This window comes from Paenibacillus abyssi, assembly GCF_014640295.1.
Classification (GTDB): Bacteria; Bacillota; Bacilli; order Paenibacillales; family Paenibacillaceae; genus Paenibacillus_D; species Paenibacillus_D abyssi.
In genome coordinates, this window is the sequence record NZ_BMGR01000003.1 from 256,175 (window position 1) to 274,534 (window position 18,360).

The 18,360-nt window shown below is 47.3% G+C and carries 16 protein-coding genes and 1 riboswitch; of the genes, 14 read left to right on the forward strand and 2 right to left on the reverse strand.

What is annotated here, in order from left to right; all coding sequences use genetic code 11:
* Positions 1-36 precede the first annotated feature (36 nt).
* The 9 genes from IEW11_RS05845 to IEW11_RS05885 all read left to right on the forward strand — a co-directional run bounded on the left by IEW11_RS05845 (position 37) and on the right by IEW11_RS05885 (position 10,026).
* The gene (locus tag IEW11_RS05845) at positions 37-2,853 is read left to right on the forward strand and encodes a heparinase II/III family protein (RefSeq protein WP_229724988.1); all 2,817 of its coding nucleotides are present in this window, start codon (positions 37-39) and stop codon (positions 2,851-2,853) included.
* 237 nt (positions 2,854-3,090) lie between these two features.
* Positions 3,091-4,443 carry an FAD-dependent oxidoreductase gene (locus IEW11_RS05850; protein WP_188530227.1) on the forward strand — a complete coding sequence of 451 codons (1,353 nt, stop codon included), beginning with the start codon at positions 3,091-3,093 and terminating at the stop codon, positions 4,441-4,443.
* A gap of 22 nt (positions 4,444-4,465) precedes the next feature.
* Complete coding sequence (locus tag IEW11_RS05855) at positions 4,466-5,593, forward strand: glycoside hydrolase family 88 protein (RefSeq protein ID WP_188529876.1); 1,128 nt, start codon at positions 4,466-4,468, stop codon at positions 5,591-5,593.
* A 199-nt stretch (positions 5,594-5,792) separates the two neighbouring features.
* A riboswitch (cyclic di-AMP (ydaO/yuaA leader) is annotated at positions 5,793-5,927 on the forward strand.
* Positions 5,928-5,931: 4 nt separating this feature from the next.
* On the forward strand, positions 5,932-6,402 hold the full coding sequence (locus IEW11_RS05860; RefSeq protein WP_188529878.1) for a C40 family peptidase: 471 nt from the start codon (positions 5,932-5,934) through the stop codon (positions 6,400-6,402).
* Positions 6,403-6,521: 119 nt separating this feature from the next.
* Positions 6,522-6,944 (forward strand): BlaI/MecI/CopY family transcriptional regulator, encoded by a 423-nt coding sequence (locus IEW11_RS05865; RefSeq protein ID WP_188529880.1) that lies wholly within the window; start codon positions 6,522-6,524, stop codon positions 6,942-6,944.
* The gene (locus tag IEW11_RS05870; protein WP_188529882.1) at positions 6,941-7,792 is read left to right on the forward strand and encodes a M56 family metallopeptidase; all 852 of its coding nucleotides are present in this window, start codon (positions 6,941-6,943) and stop codon (positions 7,790-7,792) included. The genes IEW11_RS05865 and IEW11_RS05870 overlap by 4 nt, the downstream gene beginning before the upstream one ends.
* Before the next feature lie 30 nt (positions 7,793-7,822).
* Complete coding sequence (locus IEW11_RS05875; protein ID WP_188529883.1) at positions 7,823-8,353, forward strand: TlpA family protein disulfide reductase; 531 nt, start codon at positions 7,823-7,825, stop codon at positions 8,351-8,353.
* 206 nt (positions 8,354-8,559) lie between these two features.
* Positions 8,560-9,273 carry a cytochrome c biogenesis CcdA family protein gene (locus IEW11_RS05880; protein WP_188529885.1) on the forward strand — a complete coding sequence of 238 codons (714 nt, stop codon included), beginning with the start codon at positions 8,560-8,562 and terminating at the stop codon, positions 9,271-9,273.
* Positions 9,274-9,285: 12 nt separating this feature from the next.
* Entirely contained in the window at positions 9,286-10,026 is a 741-nt protein-coding gene (locus tag IEW11_RS05885) for an urease accessory protein UreH domain-containing protein (RefSeq protein ID WP_188529887.1), read from the forward strand.
* 40 nt (positions 10,027-10,066) lie between these two features.
* Here the strand turns inward: IEW11_RS05885 and IEW11_RS05890 are convergent, their stop codons facing one another.
* Together IEW11_RS05890 and IEW11_RS05895 are read right to left on the reverse strand one after the other, a co-directional pair.
* Positions 10,067-11,677 carry a response regulator gene (locus IEW11_RS05890; protein WP_188529889.1) on the reverse strand — a complete coding sequence of 537 codons (1,611 nt, stop codon included), beginning with the start codon at positions 11,675-11,677 and terminating at the stop codon, positions 10,067-10,069.
* Positions 11,674-13,488 (reverse strand): cache domain-containing sensor histidine kinase, encoded by a 1,815-nt coding sequence (locus tag IEW11_RS05895; protein ID WP_188529891.1) that lies wholly within the window; start codon positions 13,486-13,488, stop codon positions 11,674-11,676. The genes IEW11_RS05890 and IEW11_RS05895 overlap by 4 nt, the downstream gene beginning before the upstream one ends.
* Positions 13,489-13,655: 167 nt before the next feature.
* On the opposite strand from IEW11_RS05895, the gene IEW11_RS05900 reads away from it, so the two are divergent.
* From IEW11_RS05900 to IEW11_RS25300, 5 genes are all read left to right on the forward strand, one after another.
* Positions 13,656-14,540, forward strand: a complete 885-nt coding sequence (locus IEW11_RS05900) for a carbohydrate ABC transporter permease (protein ID WP_188529893.1) — start codon at positions 13,656-13,658, stop codon at positions 14,538-14,540.
* Positions 14,540-15,382 (forward strand): carbohydrate ABC transporter permease, encoded by an 843-nt coding sequence (locus IEW11_RS05905; protein ID WP_188529895.1) that lies wholly within the window; start codon positions 14,540-14,542, stop codon positions 15,380-15,382. The genes IEW11_RS05900 and IEW11_RS05905 overlap by 1 nt, the downstream gene beginning before the upstream one ends.
* Before the next feature lie 103 nt (positions 15,383-15,485).
* Complete coding sequence (locus tag IEW11_RS05910; protein WP_188529896.1) at positions 15,486-16,778, forward strand: ABC transporter substrate-binding protein; 1,293 nt, start codon at positions 15,486-15,488, stop codon at positions 16,776-16,778.
* A gap of 71 nt (positions 16,779-16,849) precedes the next feature.
* Positions 16,850-18,016 carry a glycoside hydrolase family 172 protein gene (locus tag IEW11_RS05915; RefSeq protein ID WP_188529898.1) on the forward strand — a complete coding sequence of 389 codons (1,167 nt, stop codon included), beginning with the start codon at positions 16,850-16,852 and terminating at the stop codon, positions 18,014-18,016.
* A gap of 254 nt (positions 18,017-18,270) precedes the next feature.
* Entirely contained in the window at positions 18,271-18,357 is an 87-nt protein-coding gene (locus IEW11_RS25300) for a hypothetical protein (protein ID WP_373289308.1), read from the forward strand.
* Positions 18,358-18,360 lie beyond the last annotated feature (3 nt).

Sequence of the window (18,360 nt, forward strand, 5' to 3'; positions counted from 1 at the left end):
AATAGGGCATTCGTATGACGGAGGTTTATTTCATTGATGTTTACAAAGGTTAACCGGAATATGGAAGAACCAAGCGCGATGTCGGACTGCGAATTTTTCGGCATATGGGATACGCAGTCCGAGTTCTGGAAGATGGAAGGGAAGATCAATTATCAATACTGCTTCAGTCTTGCTGATGTGGAGTTTGCGGTTAAACAGGGGAATTATGAAACAGCCAAAGCCGCTCTTCTCGCGTATTACCAAGCCCGTCACGGATATCGGGTATTAGCGGATTTCGAGAGTGCTCGTAATACGGAAGTGACGAAGCTGCTCATGGACTGGATATTGACCTTGTCCGGGGAAAGTTACGCAACGACGATCACAGTCGGCAACGAGTATCAGGCCGTGCAGGGCGACGTCACGGAACATGTGAAGCAAGCTGTCGCTTCCGGCAACGAATTGTCATTCCTCCTAATGGCCCGGCATAAAGGAGATCTGGCGAAGTTCCACAGCCGTAAACAGTCTGTAAACCAGCCGCAGCTGGAGATTATGATCGACGGTCAAATTCATAAACGCAGCGCGATCAAAGATACCTACGTTTTGGCTGGAGCAAGCGGCACTAATTTCGGCACGGCTAAGGAATTGCTGGTGCAGGATGCAGGAGCCCCATTCAGTGCTCAGACGAGCAAATCCTACATCCAGTTCGATTTGAGCGGGCTTGAAGGGGATGTGGAGAGCGCATCTTTGCATGTATACGGAGTGAATGTTTCACAGACCGGCGGTTTCCAGGTGATGGTGTACGGCACGAACAACACAGGCTGGAGTGAGCAGGAGCTGAATTGGAATAATCATTATGGCAAGACCTTTTCCTGGGAAGGCATTACAGGCGGCACGGACTGGAAGGAACCTCCGGCATCTGATGCGGAATACGGGTTTCAGATCCCGCGATTTTATTTTGTGAACCCGTTAATGGCTGAATATCTGGCAACATCGGATCGGGTATATTCTGATCATCTGGTCATGATGATGATGGATTTTATCTATGACACCGAATCTTATGGCGGGGAGCAGGGCGCGGGCTCCTACCCGAGGACGCTGGATTCGGCGATCCGGGCGTACAACTGGATTAATGCGTACCAAGTACTGAGGGAAAGCCCCTCGCTTACGCCTTCCTCCAATGTTGCGATTTTAAAAACATTATGGAAAACAGCGCAATTCCTGGAGAACCGGTTTACCGATAACTCGAATTGGGGAGCGATCGAGTCCAAAGGCTTTTATCATATCGCGGCTTACTTTCCGGAATTTGCACAGTCGAAGCGATGGGAGAAGCTGCTCGGCCAGCGACTTGAGCACCTGTTCTCCAGCATTTACTTGAAGGACGGGGCTTATACCGAATCATCGACGACTTATGCGGCGATCGCTATCCAAGAGTTTCTGAATATCAAGAGATTCGGTACGCTGAACAACAAGCGTTTCTCTGAAGATTATGACAAACAGCTGCGCAGAGCGGGCAAATATGTAATGGATATCTCGTTTCCTAACGGAAGAGATCCGATGCTGGGGGACGGGGCATATAATGATCACAAGCCATTGGTGCTGGAGATCGGGCGGCAAACCAATGATCCTTATCTGATCTATGCAGGGAGTGGAGGCGAAGAAGGAGCGGTGCCTCCTTATACCTCCACGTTATACCCTGTCCACAACAGCGGAGTGCTCAGAACGGGATGGAATGAGAATGATCTGTACTTGCATATCAATACTGCCGCCGGCGCTCATCAGCATCCGGATAAGCTCAGTGTGATCGTCTATGGTTACGGCAGGCCGCTGATCGTTGATCCGGGAGCATACACATATTCCGAAGATGATATTTCCAATTGGCTGCGCAAAACGACGAAAGCTCACAACACGATCGAAATTAACGGGAAAGCCCAGGAAGTCGGCTGTGATGGCGATGTGCATACGTTGATTCATAATCAGGGCTTTGATTTCCTGGCGGGGAATACGTTAGGCACTCCTGGCTATGAGCATGAACGCAGCATCTTGTTTGTGAAACCTGGCTTCTGGATCGTATCGGATCATATAACAGGCGGTACAGGAGTAAACAATTACGAGCAAAACTGGCATGTGCTGCCACAAGCAGGCGTATCCATAGATCCCGGTACGAAAGCGGCGGCTACTTCATTTGCGGATGGGGGGCCCAATATTCAGATCGTGCCTGCCGATCCGGCGGATATCCATGCTGGTTTAACGAACGGTTACTACTCTGAGAGATTCTATACGGTTACGGATGCCAAGTATGTGTCTTACCTAAAACAAGCTGAGGGTGACGTTACTTTTGATACCGTTCTGTATCCGGTGCGAAACGACGATGACACAAAAGTAACGGTAGAACGGCTTAATCTGGATGTGGAACGCAGCACAGCAACAGCGTTGAAAATTGAAAAGGCGAGCGCAGCCGGACTGCGAACCGGCTACTATTACTTATCTCATGAAAAACAGGCCGATCCTCCGAGAGAAAGAGGCTTCAGTGATTACAGATTCGACGGGAAATCCGTCTATGTAGAGGAACAAGGCCGTGGCGCGCTGAGAAGCGCACTTATCGTATCCGGTTCTATACTGTGTAAAAAGGATAGGGATATAATTAAATCTTCCCTGCCCATTGAAGATCTGAGCCTCTCATGGGAGGACACAACCTTATCGGTCAACGGCAGAGAGTTGATCGCTGACGAGGATTATAAGACGGCTATAGCCATTTATGCACCGAAGGCGAATCGCGTAATGCTTAATGGCGAGAAGGTCTCCTTTACGCGTAAAGGCGAATATGTCTATGCCGCCCGGGTGACAGCGCTTTGCAACCAGCAAACTGAGAGTTGACATCCTAGATGAATTCACGCATAATATAGAATGTGGGAGCGCTCCCGATTTATTATTCAGGAGCTTAACTGGTAAAAAATAACTGGAATCTACAGGTTTTCGGAATTTTGGAGCAGCCGGAAACCTGATTTGTGAGAATCAAGAAACGGTGCCGCTAACTGTTAAGGGATGGCGGCTGCCGTTTTCTGCACAACAAAATGGGAGCGCTCCAAAAAAGAGGAGTTGAAAAAAGTGTCGATGCTCGAACATCATTATGACGTAGCGGTGCTTGGAGGAGGTCCTGCAGGAATTAATGCCGCATTGGCTGCAGCTCGCGCAGGAGCAAAGACGATTCTCGTTGAACGTTACGGTTTCCTAGGCGGCATGTCCACCTTGGCGCTTGTGTATCCTTGGATGACCTTTCATTCCGCATCAGGGGAGCAGGTGATTCACGGCATTGCTCAGGAAATTGTCGACCGGCTGATCCAGCTTCACGCATCTCCCGGACATTTGCGGGATACGGTTGGTTTTGTCCATACGCTTACACCCTATAATCCGGAAGTATATAAAGTTCTAGCCTTTCAATTATTGGAAGACGCCAAAGTGCAATTGCTTCTGCATGCCATGGTTGCGGACGTGGAATCGGAGCAAGGCGAGATTAAGTTTGTGACGGTTCAAACGAAAAACGGCAGGTTTGCGATACGTGCATCCGCTTATGTAGACGCATCGGGTGACGGAGATGTCGCCTATTTGGCTGGGGCGCCTTGGGAAAAAGGCAATGATGAGAACAAGGTTCAGCCCCTGACGATGAAATTTCGGATGCGCGGCGTTCGGATTGATCAAATCAAGCAGTACATGAAGGATCATCCGGAGGAGTTTTATGAGAAATCGCTGATCTCCCAGCTCGACGAACTGCCATTAACCGGCGTAATGGGATTTTACCGGCAGTGGAAGAAAGCCGACCTGCCGATCCCAAGGGATGGCGTGCTGTTATTTACAGGTCCCGGCGAGGACGAGGTGCTTGTCAATGTATCCCGCGTATCGGGGCTGGATCCGTTGAATCAATTGGAATTGTCGAGCGCGGAGGTTGAGGGAAGATACCAGGTGATGATGCTTGAGCGCTTTCTGCGGGATGCTGTTCCCGGTTTTGAGAATGCCTATCTATCACAAGTTGGGACGCAGATCGGCATCAGGGAAACGAGACGGATATTAGGAGCGTATATATTGAATGGGGAAGATGTGCTGAGCGCCAGGCGTTTTGATGATGTCATCGCCAGAAGCGGTTATCCTGTCGATATCCACAATCCGGAGGGAACAGGCATCACCTCGAATTTTATTAAAGAAGGCGGGGCTTATGATATTCCTTACCGGTGTATCGTGCCGCAGACGATAACAAATCTTCTGCTCGCAGGCCGCTGTATTTCTACCACCCATGAGGCTCAAGCCACGACGCGGTTAACCCCGAGCTGTATGGCGATCGGTCAAGCGGCAGGAGCGGCTGCAGCGCTTGCGGCAAAGCTGGATTGTAAGACAGGCGACGTGCCGATCGATAAATTACAAGAATTGCTTCTTGAAGGCAGGGCAAACCTCGGGTTTACAAAAATAACTTGATGGAATGAGTGAGATGTCGGAAATGGTATCAAATACTGTTGAAATCATACGCCGTGCCGTGAAAGCGGCAGATTACACGATAGGGTATACAGGACTGCAAAACCCGCATGTTTCCGAAGGGTACTCCTACCGCAAAGGCCTCCACGGGAAAATAATGTGGACTGCGGGATTCTGGCCGGGCCTGCTTTGGCTGCTTTACGCACATGGCGGCAAGCGGGAATATGCGAAGCAGGCTGTGGTGTTCGAGCGCAGCCTGTCTGAGTGGCTCGAGCGGACCGGTCCGAATTCCGGGCATGATCTCGGCTTTCAATTCTATCTCTCTGCCAAAGCGAACTACCAATTTACAGGAGATCTCGCGGCGCGTGAGCTTGCTTTAAAGGCGGCAGGACATTTGGCTCAGCGCTACAATGAACGGGGCGGCTTCATCCGGGCATGGGGGGCTATAGATACAGATGAGGATGCAGGGAAAATCATCATCGACTGCATGATGAATTTGCCGCTGCTGTTCTGGGCGGCTCAAGAAGGCGGAGAATCACGCCTGCATGAAATCGCGCTTCGCCATGCCCACACAAGCCTGAGCTATTTAATGCGGGAGGATGGCACTTTTTATCATACGTATGATTTCAATCCGGTAAGCGGTCAGACTGTCGGGCCTGGTACGCATCAGGGCCATTCCACCGATTCCACGTGGTCAAGAGGACAGGCTTGGGCGATTTATGGCTTTGCGCTTGCCTATAAACATACGCACGAACCGCTTTTTTTGGAGGCGTCAAGAAAAGCGGCGCAAAAGTATCTTCAATTGCTGCAGGGCGATGAACGAATTCCGCCGTGGGATTTCGACAGGCCGCAGGGGGATCAGACAGTGCGGGATTCTTCCGCTGCGGCAATTGCGGCTGCAGGACTATTGGAGCTGGCCCAGCAGGAATCCTCTATGTCGAATGCCAAGGTCTGGGCAACGCACGCAAGGAGGATGTTAGAAGCGCTGGAGGCGGAATGCGCCTGCAGCTTGGAGGATGGGCAGGAAGGATTGCTGATCGAGGGCTGTTACCATTATCCGGCCGGTAAAGGGAAGATAGAATGCACAAGCTGGGGCGATTACTTCTATCTTGAAGCACTTTTTAAGGAAAATGAAGGAATCAGCATTTATTAGAATAATGAGAACATTAACCAATAGTTGTCGGCCGGGCAGTTGCCCGGCCGCTTCAATTTTCGAGGTTGTACACCTTTTTGGGAGGCCCTTAATAGGCCTTTTATATTAGAAAATTATGAAAAAAATGAAAGTATTCTAATGTTTTCTCAGAAGGAAAACGACACCAAAAACCGAATTATTCTACTCTATGTGAAATAAAACATAATAATTGCCGAATTTTCAGTAATGAAAAACGGGGGACCCATTGCGGGTGAATTAATCCTGATGTTGAGGGATTATAGGGAACCTTCTACCGAATCCTTAGCTAACCTCGTAGGCACCGGAAGGAGAACTTGTCGTTGAAGAAAGTTGTCGTGTCATTGTTAGGAGCTTTGATGTTGTTTGTATCCATCACAGGAGTCGCATTTGCTGACCGCCCTGACTTAAGGGATGCAGTCGACGAGGTTGTAGGCACACCTTACAAATGGGGTGGAACGACCACAGCAGGGTTTGATTGCTCCGGATTCATCCTGCACATCTTTAATCAGTATAATGTAGAGCTTCCAAGAACATCGAGATCGCAAGCAGAAACAGGAACCAGGGTAACCAAAGATAACCTTCGTCCGGGAGATCTTGTATTTTTTAATACAAGCGGCAAAGGTGTATCGCATGCGGGAATCTACATAGGAGACGGCCAATTCGCACATTCCTCCAGCAGTAGAGGCGTAAGAATCAGCAACATGTCGGATACCTATTATGAGAAAAGATATGTAACAGCACGCCGAGTTGTGAGCGAAGAGGATTATAAAGCTATGATTGGTAATAATTAAACGCAATTACATAATCCGAAACATATAGGCAAGCCTGCGTTCCATTGCGGGCTTGCCTATTGTATTAGTGTGCTGATGGGATGTGATATGATACGAGGGAAGGAAAGGAGGCGCAGACGTTGAAAATACAGCGCATGAAACTAAGGGAAGAAGGATTGAACCGTTTTTTTGGCTCACTGGAAGCTCAGATCATGGAGATTGTATGGAAGCATGAAGAGATTACGATCAAGAAGGTTCAATCCTTGCTTGATGAAGAGCTTTCTTTTAATACAGTTATGACTGTTTTGAACCGTCTATATGAGAAAGGGTTTCTCAAGAAGACTGTAAACGGCAGTGGACGCAATCGAACAAGCTGTTACCAGCCGATACAGAGTAAAGCGCAGTTCATTCATGAGCAAACCCGGATCGTAACCGAAGAGCTGGTACATGAATACGGTGAGCTGGTCGTTAATCAAATGTTTGATGCCGCTGTACAAGCTGACCCCGAGCTGATGAGTTTATTGGAAGCCAGGCTGGATGAGTGGAAGCGTGGAAAGCCATGAAGCTGCAAAAACATCACGTTGTCCTGGTTGTTATGATGCTGATCAGCGGCTTTGTCTGGACTCAAATGGCAATCTATGTTCTCCATGAATTATTCGGATTCGATCCGATAGGGGGCATCGTACAGTATTGTGTTACCGCATTAAATGGACAAACACTCTCGCAGCAAATGATGGTTCTTGGAATCCACGTCTTGATTGCATTCAGTTTCGGAATGCTTCTGTGGTCGTTGTATAAGCAGCTTGTACTGGCCGGAAGATGGAACATCTACGTCAAGGCAGCCCGGCATAACCGGTTGTCCAAACAGCTGAACAGGAAGTATAGACAGTACGGGCAAGAAATTATCGTGATCCGCCATAACGCTGTACTGGCGCTAACCTCAGGTTTTATACGGCCGCGAATTGTTGTCTCATCGGCTCTTCTATCCGAATTCTCGGCGCGCGAGATAGAAGCCATCGTGCTGCATGAATGCAGCCACTGCCGCAGTTACGACCCTGCCCGCATGTTAATCATGAAGGTCATGAAAGACAGCCTGCCTTACATCCCTATCCTCAAACGATTGTCGCATTATATTGAAGTATGGATCGAATTGGAGGCGGATGGTTACGCGGTTAGGCAAATGCAAACACGGGTAGACCTAGCCAGCGTATTATTAAGGTTTTCCCGGATGAGCCAAAGGCTGCCTGTCGGCATTGGTTTTGTCTCCGATCAAGCCATCAACTACCGGATGCTGCGGTTAATTGATCCGAAAAAGAAAATACATGTGCCGCTGCTGAAACTCATGCCTTTAACCATCTCATCATTCATGATGTTCATACTAAGCAGCATTGTGGCCAGCGGCTGTATGTAGCCCGGTATCGACAAAGGAGGAACATGAAGCTTGCGTAAACAACTGTTATTGCTAAGCGCTATCGCTATTCTGGTTATTTTAGCCGTCATTCAATCGGGACGTCCCGAGAAAGATCTGCCTGCCAAAGCTGGCAATCCCTCACCTGGGTTTGAGCTCCAAGGATTTAACGGCGAATCTTACGCATTGGAGTCTCTTCAAGGCAAACCGGTTCTAATTAACTTTTGGGCATCCTGGTGCGCTCCTTGCCGGATCGAAGCACCGGATCTCGTTCGTTTCTATGACAAGTATAAAGGCGAGATGGAGTTTTATGCGGTTAATTTAACGTCTGACGACAGCATTGAAGGGGCGGCCGCTTTCGCGGAGGAATATCAATTCGACTTTCCAGTGCTGCTCGACGAGCAGGGAACAGTAAAAAAGCTCTACAATGTCAGATCCATTCCGGTCACTTATTTCGTCGACGGCAGTGGAACGATTGTCCACGTTATGAACGGCGTTGTCTCACCCGAAACACTCGAGCAGATCATCGTGAAAACGATTGAAGCCTCCAAGGAAGAGGCCTGAGGCTTAAACGTTCACGCAATTGTCATTTCAAATTTGCCAATCCAATGAAGAGAATTGACCTTCAAGATTTTTATATACTACAATTTGTAGTGTCAATAAACGCATCGACCCAGCCAAGTTACCGTGTTTTCCATGTAAGGCCAGCGGTAAGCGAAGGGGTTTATTTAAATACACTACAATGAATAGTTTGAAAAAGGGGACATCTCATGAATGCTGCTGATTTAACGCTGTGGATTGTATTTGGCGCCGGATTTCTATCGTTCATTTCACCTTGCTGCCTGCCGCTTTATCCCGCTTATTTATCTTACATAACCGGAGTTTCCGTCAAGGATCTGAAAGAAGGCAAAGGGGCGTTCAGGAAACAGGCTCTTTTGCACACCGCCTTCTTTATTGTCGGGTTTTCGATCATTTTTTTCGCGCTCGGTTTGTCCGCAAGCTTAATCGGAAATCTGTTTGCCGACTATCAGGATTTAATCCGGCAGCTGGGTGGCATAATGGTCGTTCTCTTTGGACTTGTTATGCTCGGAGTGTTTACTCCAAAGATTCTTATGAAAAATGTGCGGTTCGAGTGGAAGCAAAAGCCGGTAGGTTATTTCGGTTCCGTGATGGTGGGCATTACCTATGCGGCGGGGTGGACGCCTTGCGTGGGACCGATACTGGCTGCCGTGCTTGCCTTGGGAATCAGCAGTCCAGGTGAATCAATGATCTATACCACTGCTTACACGATTGGCTTTGCCATTCCATTCTTCGTGATGGCCTTCTTCATGGGCAAGATGCGATGGCTGCTGAAGCATTCCAATGCCCTCATGAAAGTCGGCGGCGGGTTGATGGTGGTGACAGGCATTTTGCTCTATACCGATAAGATGACCGATATTACGATTTTCTTTATTGATCTGTATGGCGGTTTTACAGGATTCTAAGAGGAGACGGATATGTATTCATTTTGGAGTGAAATCAGTTCCTTCCTAAGCGAGCCGTTCTTGCATGCATCGGAATCAAGTACTGCGCTGATCGCCGCTCTGTTGCTGGGATTTGTCGGATCGGTGGCGCCCTGCCAGATCTCGGCCAATGTGGCGGCGATCACGTACTTTGGGAACCGCCACGCGTTATCGAAGCTTACCTGGCCGGAAACGGCGATGTATGTGTTAGGAAAAATCGTATTATTCAGCCTGCTGGGCATCCTGTTTTGGATGTTCGGACAGCAGATTGCCCGCGATTTTATTCCGCTCTTTTCATTTGCGAGAAAATTGCTGGGGCCTCTGCTAATAATCATCGGTTTGTTTTTGCTTGGATGGGTGCGTCTTCCCTTTCAGCTTCACAGTCGTCTGTCCGGAGGTTTGCAGCGTGCGGCTGATCGTGTGGGTGGCAAAGGCGGAGCCTTTTTGATGGGGATCGCCTTCTCGATCGGATTTTGCCCCACGATGTTCATTCTGTTCTTCGGTTCGCTCATGCCGCTTGCGCTGCAAGCCCCGTATGGCGCTGTGCTGCCTTCCGTGTTCGCAGCGGGCACGGCGATGCCCTTCCTGCTGTTTGCCGGGCTTGCCGCAGGCTTCGGCATAGACCGATTTATGATCAAAAGAGCAAAAAGCCTGGGGAGATGGATTCAAAGGCTTGCAGGTGTGCTGTTCTTGATTCTTGGCATCAGCGATACCATTACGTATTGGACATTGTAGGGAATGAAGAAGGATGAGGCGAGGGGGGACCCCTCTTGCCTCATCCTTCGTTTCGCATTTTCTTCCGATATTTCATGGGGGAGACGCCCACCACCTTTGCGAAAACCTTGCTGAAATATCTGGCATCCTGATATCCTGCCGAAGCTGCGATCTCCGAAATGCTGAACGTATCATTTAGCAGTAGTATTCGTGCATTTTCTACACGTTTGGACTCGATATAATCCGATACATTTTGTCCGAATTCCTGCTTGAACTTCCGGGACACGTATTCTCTGCTTATAAAAAATTGGTCGGCTAAGGTTTGCAGCATTAAGTCCTCGTTGTAATGGTCGTCGATATATTTTTTTATTTCATGAATCACGCTGTTCTCTTTTTTCTGCGTTTGCACAAGAATAGCAGCGAATTGCGCACAATTGGAAATGAGCTCCTCCCGCCATAACGTGATCGAAAACATGCCGTCGCTGTTTAAAGGGAAAAAGAGATTTTTAGAGGAGAGCTGATGCTCATCTTCATCCGGAAACATCTCTTTCAACAAATAAGTTTTCATCAAATGGTATTCATGCCGCCAATATTCAAGCTGATCGAGGGTGATGACGCGCAATTCTTTTACGGCCTCAATCCATTGATCGACGGCTTGATTAATTTGCTCGAGCTCGTTGCTCTTTATCGCAATCGTAATCGATTTGGCGTAATCGGCGAAAAACAGTTTGTGTGACTTGAGCGATTCCGTTTCAGTAAATTCATGAATATAGGATTGCTCCTCTAAATAATTGCTTTGGCGCAGTGCCCGTTTTGCCTGTTTATATGTATCTGCCAATCCTTCGGAGAACGATTGGATTTCTCCTACTCCAAAATGAAAGGAAGCATGAAGGAGCTGCTTAAAGGTCTCGTTCATTTTCCTGATTTTATTGATAAACTGTTTATGGTTCTTCCAGATCAGCAGAACGATTTCTTGATCTTTATTCACATGCCGAAACATATAACCTTCCTTTGTTTGCCCCAACACTTCGTTGCCTATATTAGTTAAGGCAAAATACAGTAAATCCACATTGTTTCCGAATTTTCGGATGATTTTTTCGTGCAGAGAATGCATGCTCAACACTGCGATCTGACATGTATCTGCTGACTGAAGATTGAATTCTTTGTCTAATTCACGTAAAGTCTGTTGATTCCATTCGGGATTCGTGATCAAGCTGCTGAACAGCTTGTCCCAATAGAAGGGCTTGATGTGGTTCATTTCTTTATTCCTCTCCAGCAATTGCTGGCGGTGGCTCTCGTCCTTGGTCCAATCCGAGAGTGCTTGCTGCAGCGATTTGATGATCTCGTGCCGATCAATGGGTTTGAGAATATAATCCATTCCACCGTGCTGCAGAGTATGCCTCACATACTGGTAATCATCGTGTCCGCTAATGACGATTGTTTTGCTTTTAGGAGCATACTGCTGGATCCACTCGAGTAATTCCAGTCCGTTCTTTCCCGGCATAATGATATCTGTAAAAATAATTTCGGGCTTCTCGTTTTGGATGATCTCTTGTGCGCTGATGCCATCGGCTGCCTCAAATATCGTATCGATTTGATAATCTTTCCACGGAATGATAAGCCGGATCGATTCTCTCACATCTTCTTCATCGTCAATAATTAGTACCTTCATTCTGGTTGTCGCTCCTCCTGTAAAGGAATCCAAAGGGTAACCGAGAAGCCGTTCGGCTCACGATTGGCGATTCCAATTGTCGCTTCGGGATGAAAGTATAGCTTTAATCTCGACAATACGTTAAACAATCCAATGCTCTCCTGATGGGAGGGTTGTTCATTTCCTTCGAGCAATTGCTGCTGCAGCTGCTGCAAACGGCTTGTTTCTACGCCTTTGCCGTTATCCTGTACATTGATTCTCAGCATGGATGCATCGATCTGTTCAATATGAATCCAAATTTCACCTACGCCGATTTGCTGATCGAAGCCGTGCTTGAAATAGTTTTCAATGATCGGCTGCAGGATCATTTTTGGAATTTGAATATCTTTGGCCCGTTCATCAATCGTCATATGAGACGTTAACTGCTGTTTGAATCGTTGCTTTTGCAGCTCCAAATAAGCGGTTATATGTTCGATTTCTTTGGATAGCGGTACGATGGTTTCATTGGTGTTCATATTATACCGCATCATTTTACCTAGAGAAGAAGTCAAATCATATATTCTCAGTACATTATTCTGCAAGGCGATTGAGCCGATCGATTGCAGCGTGTTGTAGATAAAGTGCGGGTTAATCTGGGCCTGCAGCGCCTTTAGCTGGTTATCCTTATTCGCGATTTCAAGGCGGTACTCCTTCGTAATCAAGCTGTCGATTGTACCGACCATATTTTGTATCGTGTCGGCCAATAAGCCGATTTCATCGGTGCTCTTTGAGTCGATATCCAATTTTAAATTACGCAGCTTTATTTTTTTGACCGAGGCAATTAACTGTTTTATCGGTAAGGTCAGCTTAAATGAGATATATACCGCAGCCGCTACAATAACAACTAACGATAATGCAATGACAAGGGCATTGATTCTGACGAATTGTTCCGCATTTCGGTACATCACATCGTTAGGAATACGCTTGGCCAATAGCCATTTCGTGTTGAACATGCCGATTGTTTCATAGATAGTCGTGCCTTTAAAGGTTTGACTGCTCCAGTCAAAATGACCGGAGGGCGATGTCATACTCTTTAAGTGCAACGTCCAGCTGTCCTCAAGGGTCGTACCGATAAGCTCCTCTTCCGAGGAATAGATGACCATGCCATTCATATCCATCATATAGATTTCTTCTGAACCTTTGATATAGAGCAGGTCGGAAAGATTAGCCAGAGCGTTTAATTTAAAATCGATGGAGAGGGTGCCGATCCATTCTTTTAATGGGGCCCTATATATGGGACGGTGCAACGTAAAGACCGTATCGGAGGGCGCATAAGGGAAATCGTTCATCCCGTAATTATGCGCCGTATGAGCAAATTCGAAATAGGGGTCGTATCGATTATCCGGCAGGGGGAAACGGCCACCCAGAATATCGATTCCTTCGGCGCGTTTAAAGAAGCCGTCAATAATCAAAAAGGAATCATTTGTTTTTTTTCGGTGCAGGTAGACCTGTAATATATCTTTATTGGCAGAAGCGATGGAGTTTAGTGCATTATAGAGCTGTTTTTCGGTTTGGTAATCCCCCCGCCCATCCGCGACTATGTTATACAAGCTGTTTTTTTCCTGCAAATTGTTATAAGCGGACAGCGAAATCTGGTTCATTTGCTCCAAGTATTCGGAGAGATTGATTTTACCTTGATAGACGGTATTGGAGTTCTCACGAATAAATTCGTTTTTCATCGACTCTCTTGTATAGAAGTAAGAGATCCCAATGGAAGTCACCATAGGCAGCACAATTGCAATCACCAGGAATAAAATGAGCTTATTTCGAAGACTGCTTGTCAGTAATTTCATTGGTGGTCGCCCCGCTTTCCAAAGATGTATTCCAGTTTAACACCTCGGTTCATAGTTTGCTATAGTTCAATAATTTGCACAAAATCGATCACATACGGTTGTATTTGACGTGTCTTCGCTCCTTTATAATGATCTTACTTTCAGATGGACAGCAAGGGGGAGGAAGAATGGCAAAAGCAATCAAACGCTCTAAATGGCCGGAGTATCTCGTATTTATCGGGCCGGCAATGTTTTTTTTCACGCTCATTGTAATCATCCCGTTCTTGATGAGCATGTATTATTCCTTAACGGATTGGAATGGCGTCAGTTCCAAAGCAACCTTCATCGGACTCGATAATTTTAAAAAGATATTTATGGATGACGATTTGTTCCGCAAGGATTTTTGGTTCACGATCCGGTTTACGGTCGTCTCGGTGCTGCTGACCAACTTAATCGGATTTGGACTGGCAATGCTGCTAACAAGGAAAATGAAGCTTCGAAACGTATACCGGACGGTTTTCTTTCTTCCAAACGTAATCGGGGGCTTACTGCTGGGCTTTATCTGGCAGTTCATTTTCGTAAAAGGCTTTGCAACGGTTGGGGAATTAACGGGTATCGGATTTTTTCAACTTCCCTGGCTAGGGGATGCAGCAACTGCATTCTGGGGACTGGTCATCGTGCAATGCTGGCAGTTCGCAGGTTATGTCATGGTCATCTACATTGCGGCTTTGATTAATGTCCCGAAGGAACTCATCGAAGCGGCCCATATCGACGGGGCGAGCAAGTGGGTGATGCTTAAACAGATTACGGTTCCGTTAATCATGCCGGCATTTACCGTCTGTTTCTTTCTTTCCATTTCGTGGTGCTTCAAGGTATTTGATTTGAACTTGTCGCTTACGAAAGGCGGCCCATTTAATTCAACGGAATCGGTGGCGCTCAATATTTACTATGAAGCCTTCCGGAATAACCGGTATGGATTAGGAACGGCAAAAGCATTTATCTTCTTTGTTATCGTCGCGTTAGTCACTGTCCTTCAAGTGATGTACACCAAGAAGAAGGAGGTGCAAGCTTAATGGTTGGGCGATCTGAACGTTTCTCCTTTCTTGGAAAAGCTGCCGTTCAAATGATTGTGATTGGCTTGGCGCTGCTGTTTTTAGTTCCTTTTTATTTCGTCATTGTGAACTCCTTGAAGTCCTATGGCGACCTGTTAACCAACTCGGCAAGCCTTCCGGCTGAGCTGAATTTCACGAATTTCTCCAGAGCCTGGGAGATTATGAGTTATCCGAGGGCATTTACTAATTCATTGATTATTACGATTTTCAGTAACATCGGGCTCGTGATCATCAGTTCAATGGCGGCTTACAAGATGGTTCGTACACCTGGTAAAGCGATGAATATCCTGTTTATTTTGTTCGTATCGGCTATGGTTATTCCCTTTCAATCCATCATGATTACGTTGGTAAAGGTAGGCAGTATAGCGGGATTAATGAACAGCCATCTGGGTTTAATCATTTGTTATTTCGGTTTTGGCGTGCCGCTGAATCTATTCCTTTATCATGGCTTTGTTAAATCGATTCCTAAGGAAATCGAGGAGTCTGCGGTCGTTGACGGATGTAACGCGTATGGGGTGTTTTGGCGGATTGTATTTCCGTTGTTGAAGCCGATGACGGTAACGGTTGTACTGCTGAACAGTTTATGGTTATGGAATGACTTTCTGCTTCCTTCCCTGATTCTGAGCGGGAAAGAGCTGCAGACGATACCGCTTGCAACCTATGATTTTTTCGGGCAGTACACGAAGCAGTGGGATTTGGCTCTTGCAGCGCTGGTACTGGGGATTCTGCCGATTATCCTTCTTTTCTTAAGTATGCAGAAGCATATTGTAGAAGGGATTACGGCGGGTTCGGTCAAAGGATAACGTCACAAAATTGCACAAAGTTGTTCAATAATTGATGTATTTGGCGAAAAAAATATCTTATATAATGATCACACAATCATAGAAAGAAAAGGGAGGCATACAGATGAAAAAAACATTATTATTGCTAAGTATGATCATTACGCTGATTATTGCCGGATGCGGCAACGGCAACAATGGGGCAAGCGAAGGGGCTGGCGGAGATGCCAGCGGAACCAAAGAGGTTACATTGAAAGTGTTTAACTTTAAGGTGGAAATGGCGGAGCAGTTGGACCGGTTGGCCAAGGAATACGAAGCCGAGAACCCGGGTATCAAAGTCGTTACGGAAACATGCGGCGGGGGCTGCGATTACAGTGCCGCTCTGAAAACAAAATTCAGCGCTGGAGACAAGCCCGATATCTTCTTTGTGGCAGGACACAGTGATCTTGATTTGTGGGAGGAGCATCTTGAAGATCTGACCGATCAGCCGTGGGTAGGTGATATTCATGATTTTGCCAAGGTTCCAATGACGAAGGACGGCAAGGTCTACGGCATGCCGCTCAATTTGGAAGGCTGGGGATTTATCTATAACAAGGATTTATTTGCACAAGCGGGAATTACAGAGCTTCCCAAAACAATTTCCGAGCTGGAAGCAGCAGCTAAACAACTGCAGGATGCCGGAATCACTCCTTTTATAAACGGTTATGCAGAGTGGTGGATTCTAGGGAACCATTTGATGAACATTGGATTTGCGCAGCAGGATGATCCTGTAGCTTATATCGAAGCTGTAAAACAAGGTCAAGAGACGATCACTGGAAACCAAACATTGAATGAATGGGCAAATCTGTTTGAGTTGACGGTTCAATACGGGCAGCCTAATTCGCTGCAAACCGATTACAACACCCAGGTTACTAATTTTGCCAATGGCAAAGCGGCAATGATGCAGCAGGGGAACTGGACGCAAATCCAGCTTCTGGACATTAATCCTGATCTGCAGCACGGGTTCCTTCCGATGCCGATTAACGATGATGCGGAGAAAATGGATAAGCTTCCGATCGGCGTTCCGAACAACTGGGTTGTGCATAAAAATTCAGCGGTAAAGGAACAGGCGAAGACGTTCCTGAATTGGATGGTCACTTCGGAGGTAGGAAAGCGATACATCGTTGAAGAATTTAAATTTATCCCTGCATTGAAAACAATTTCTGCGGATGAGTCGCAGCTTGGGCCGCTGGCAGCCGACATTATCGCCTACAGCGACGCCGGTAAGGCGATTCCTTGGGTGTGGCAGCGTTATCCGGGTTACGAAGCGAATACATCCCAAATGGCAAGTACGATGCAAGCCTTTGTAGGCAATCAGGTTTCCAGGGAGCAGATGTTCGAGCAGTTTCAAAAGACGTGGGAAGAATTTGCTGCTCAATAATTTTGAATGGAATAACGATTCCCTTGGGGCTTATGCTTTAAGGGATTGTTATCAAGAGAGGAGTTTTCTAAATGAGTTTCGATCTACAAGGACTTAGCTTGCGTAAGCAAGGAAAATCCAGACGTGTCTCCAGCTGGGACAAGACGGGGCGGAATAAAGATAATATCACGATCAAGAGCGGTGAAACCGCCGTTATCGCGGATATCAAGGGGCCAGGCATCATTAAGCATATCTGGACGACAATTGCGATTAATGAACAGTACTCCTTCCGGAAAGTGATGTTGAAAATGTATTGGGATGGCGAAACCGAGCCCAGCGTTGAGAGTCCGATCGGAGATTTCTTCGGCGTCGGCCACGGGGTAGCCAGCCATTACGTTTCCCTTCCGCTAAATATGATCACTACCCAGGGCGTGGTGGAAAATAAAGCGGCGATGAATTGTTTTTTTGAGATGCCGTTTGCCAAGGAAGCGCGTATCGAGATAACCAATGATTGTGAGCAGGATCTCATTATGTACTTCTATATCGATTATCTGGAAACGCCTGTACCTGCGGAGAGCTTCTACTTTCATGCGCATTGGCGCAGGGAGATTACGATAGGCACGATGGATTTGCTGTCGTTGAAACCGGAGCATGACGGGCAGGGGAATCCTTGGCATTCGGAGGACAAGGTGAACGCGGTACCGAATTTGGACGGCAAAGAGAATTATGTCATATTGGATGCGGTCGGAGAAGGCCACTATGTCGGCTGCAATCTCAGCGTTGATCATATTAATCCGATTCCGGGTTTTGTATGGCCGGGGGAAGGCGATGACATGTTCTTCATCGACGGGGAAACGTGGCCGCCGACGCTGCATGGCACGGGGACGGAGGATTATTTCTGCGCGGCATGGGGTTATCCGTCCGGCAAGTACGACGGACCGTTTCACGGCATCTCCTTAGCCGCTCCGCTGCGGGGTTACGGAGAAGCTTGGCGCGACCGCAACATCATCCCATTCCATGATTGCTCCGGCAAATGGACGACGTACCGCTTCCATATCACAGACCCGATTCTGTTTGAGAAGTCCCTGCTCTTCAGCATCGAGCACGGCCATGCCAACTGCCAGTCGAATGATTATTCATCGGTCGCCTATTGGTATCAAAGAGAGCCGCATAAGGCGTTCCCGGAAATTCTGCCTGTGCAGCAGCGCCTGCCGCTCTCGGAGAAAGAAAGCGCGAGAAGGTTTTATCAGAGCTTGTAATGAGTATCATTCGGGTTTATCGACAAGCTCGACCGTCAGGGACATTCCCTGACGGTTTTTGTTATGATAGCGCGCGATCAATCGGGAACGTCCTGCCCGACCAGGCCTTCTTGGCCGTCACCAGGCCTTCTTGGCCGTCACCCGGCCTTGCAGGTCATCATTCTCTCCTGTCATGATGAGTTCCACTATGCGCAAAAAGCAGTAAGGCTCGGTGTGAATGACTACGTACTGAGGTCGAGCACATTGCCGAATCACTGGGATACGATAATACCAGTTATTTTATCAAGTTGTTTAAAGCCTTCTCCGGATACTCGCCCAAGGATTACCGGATCATGAGATGAGGG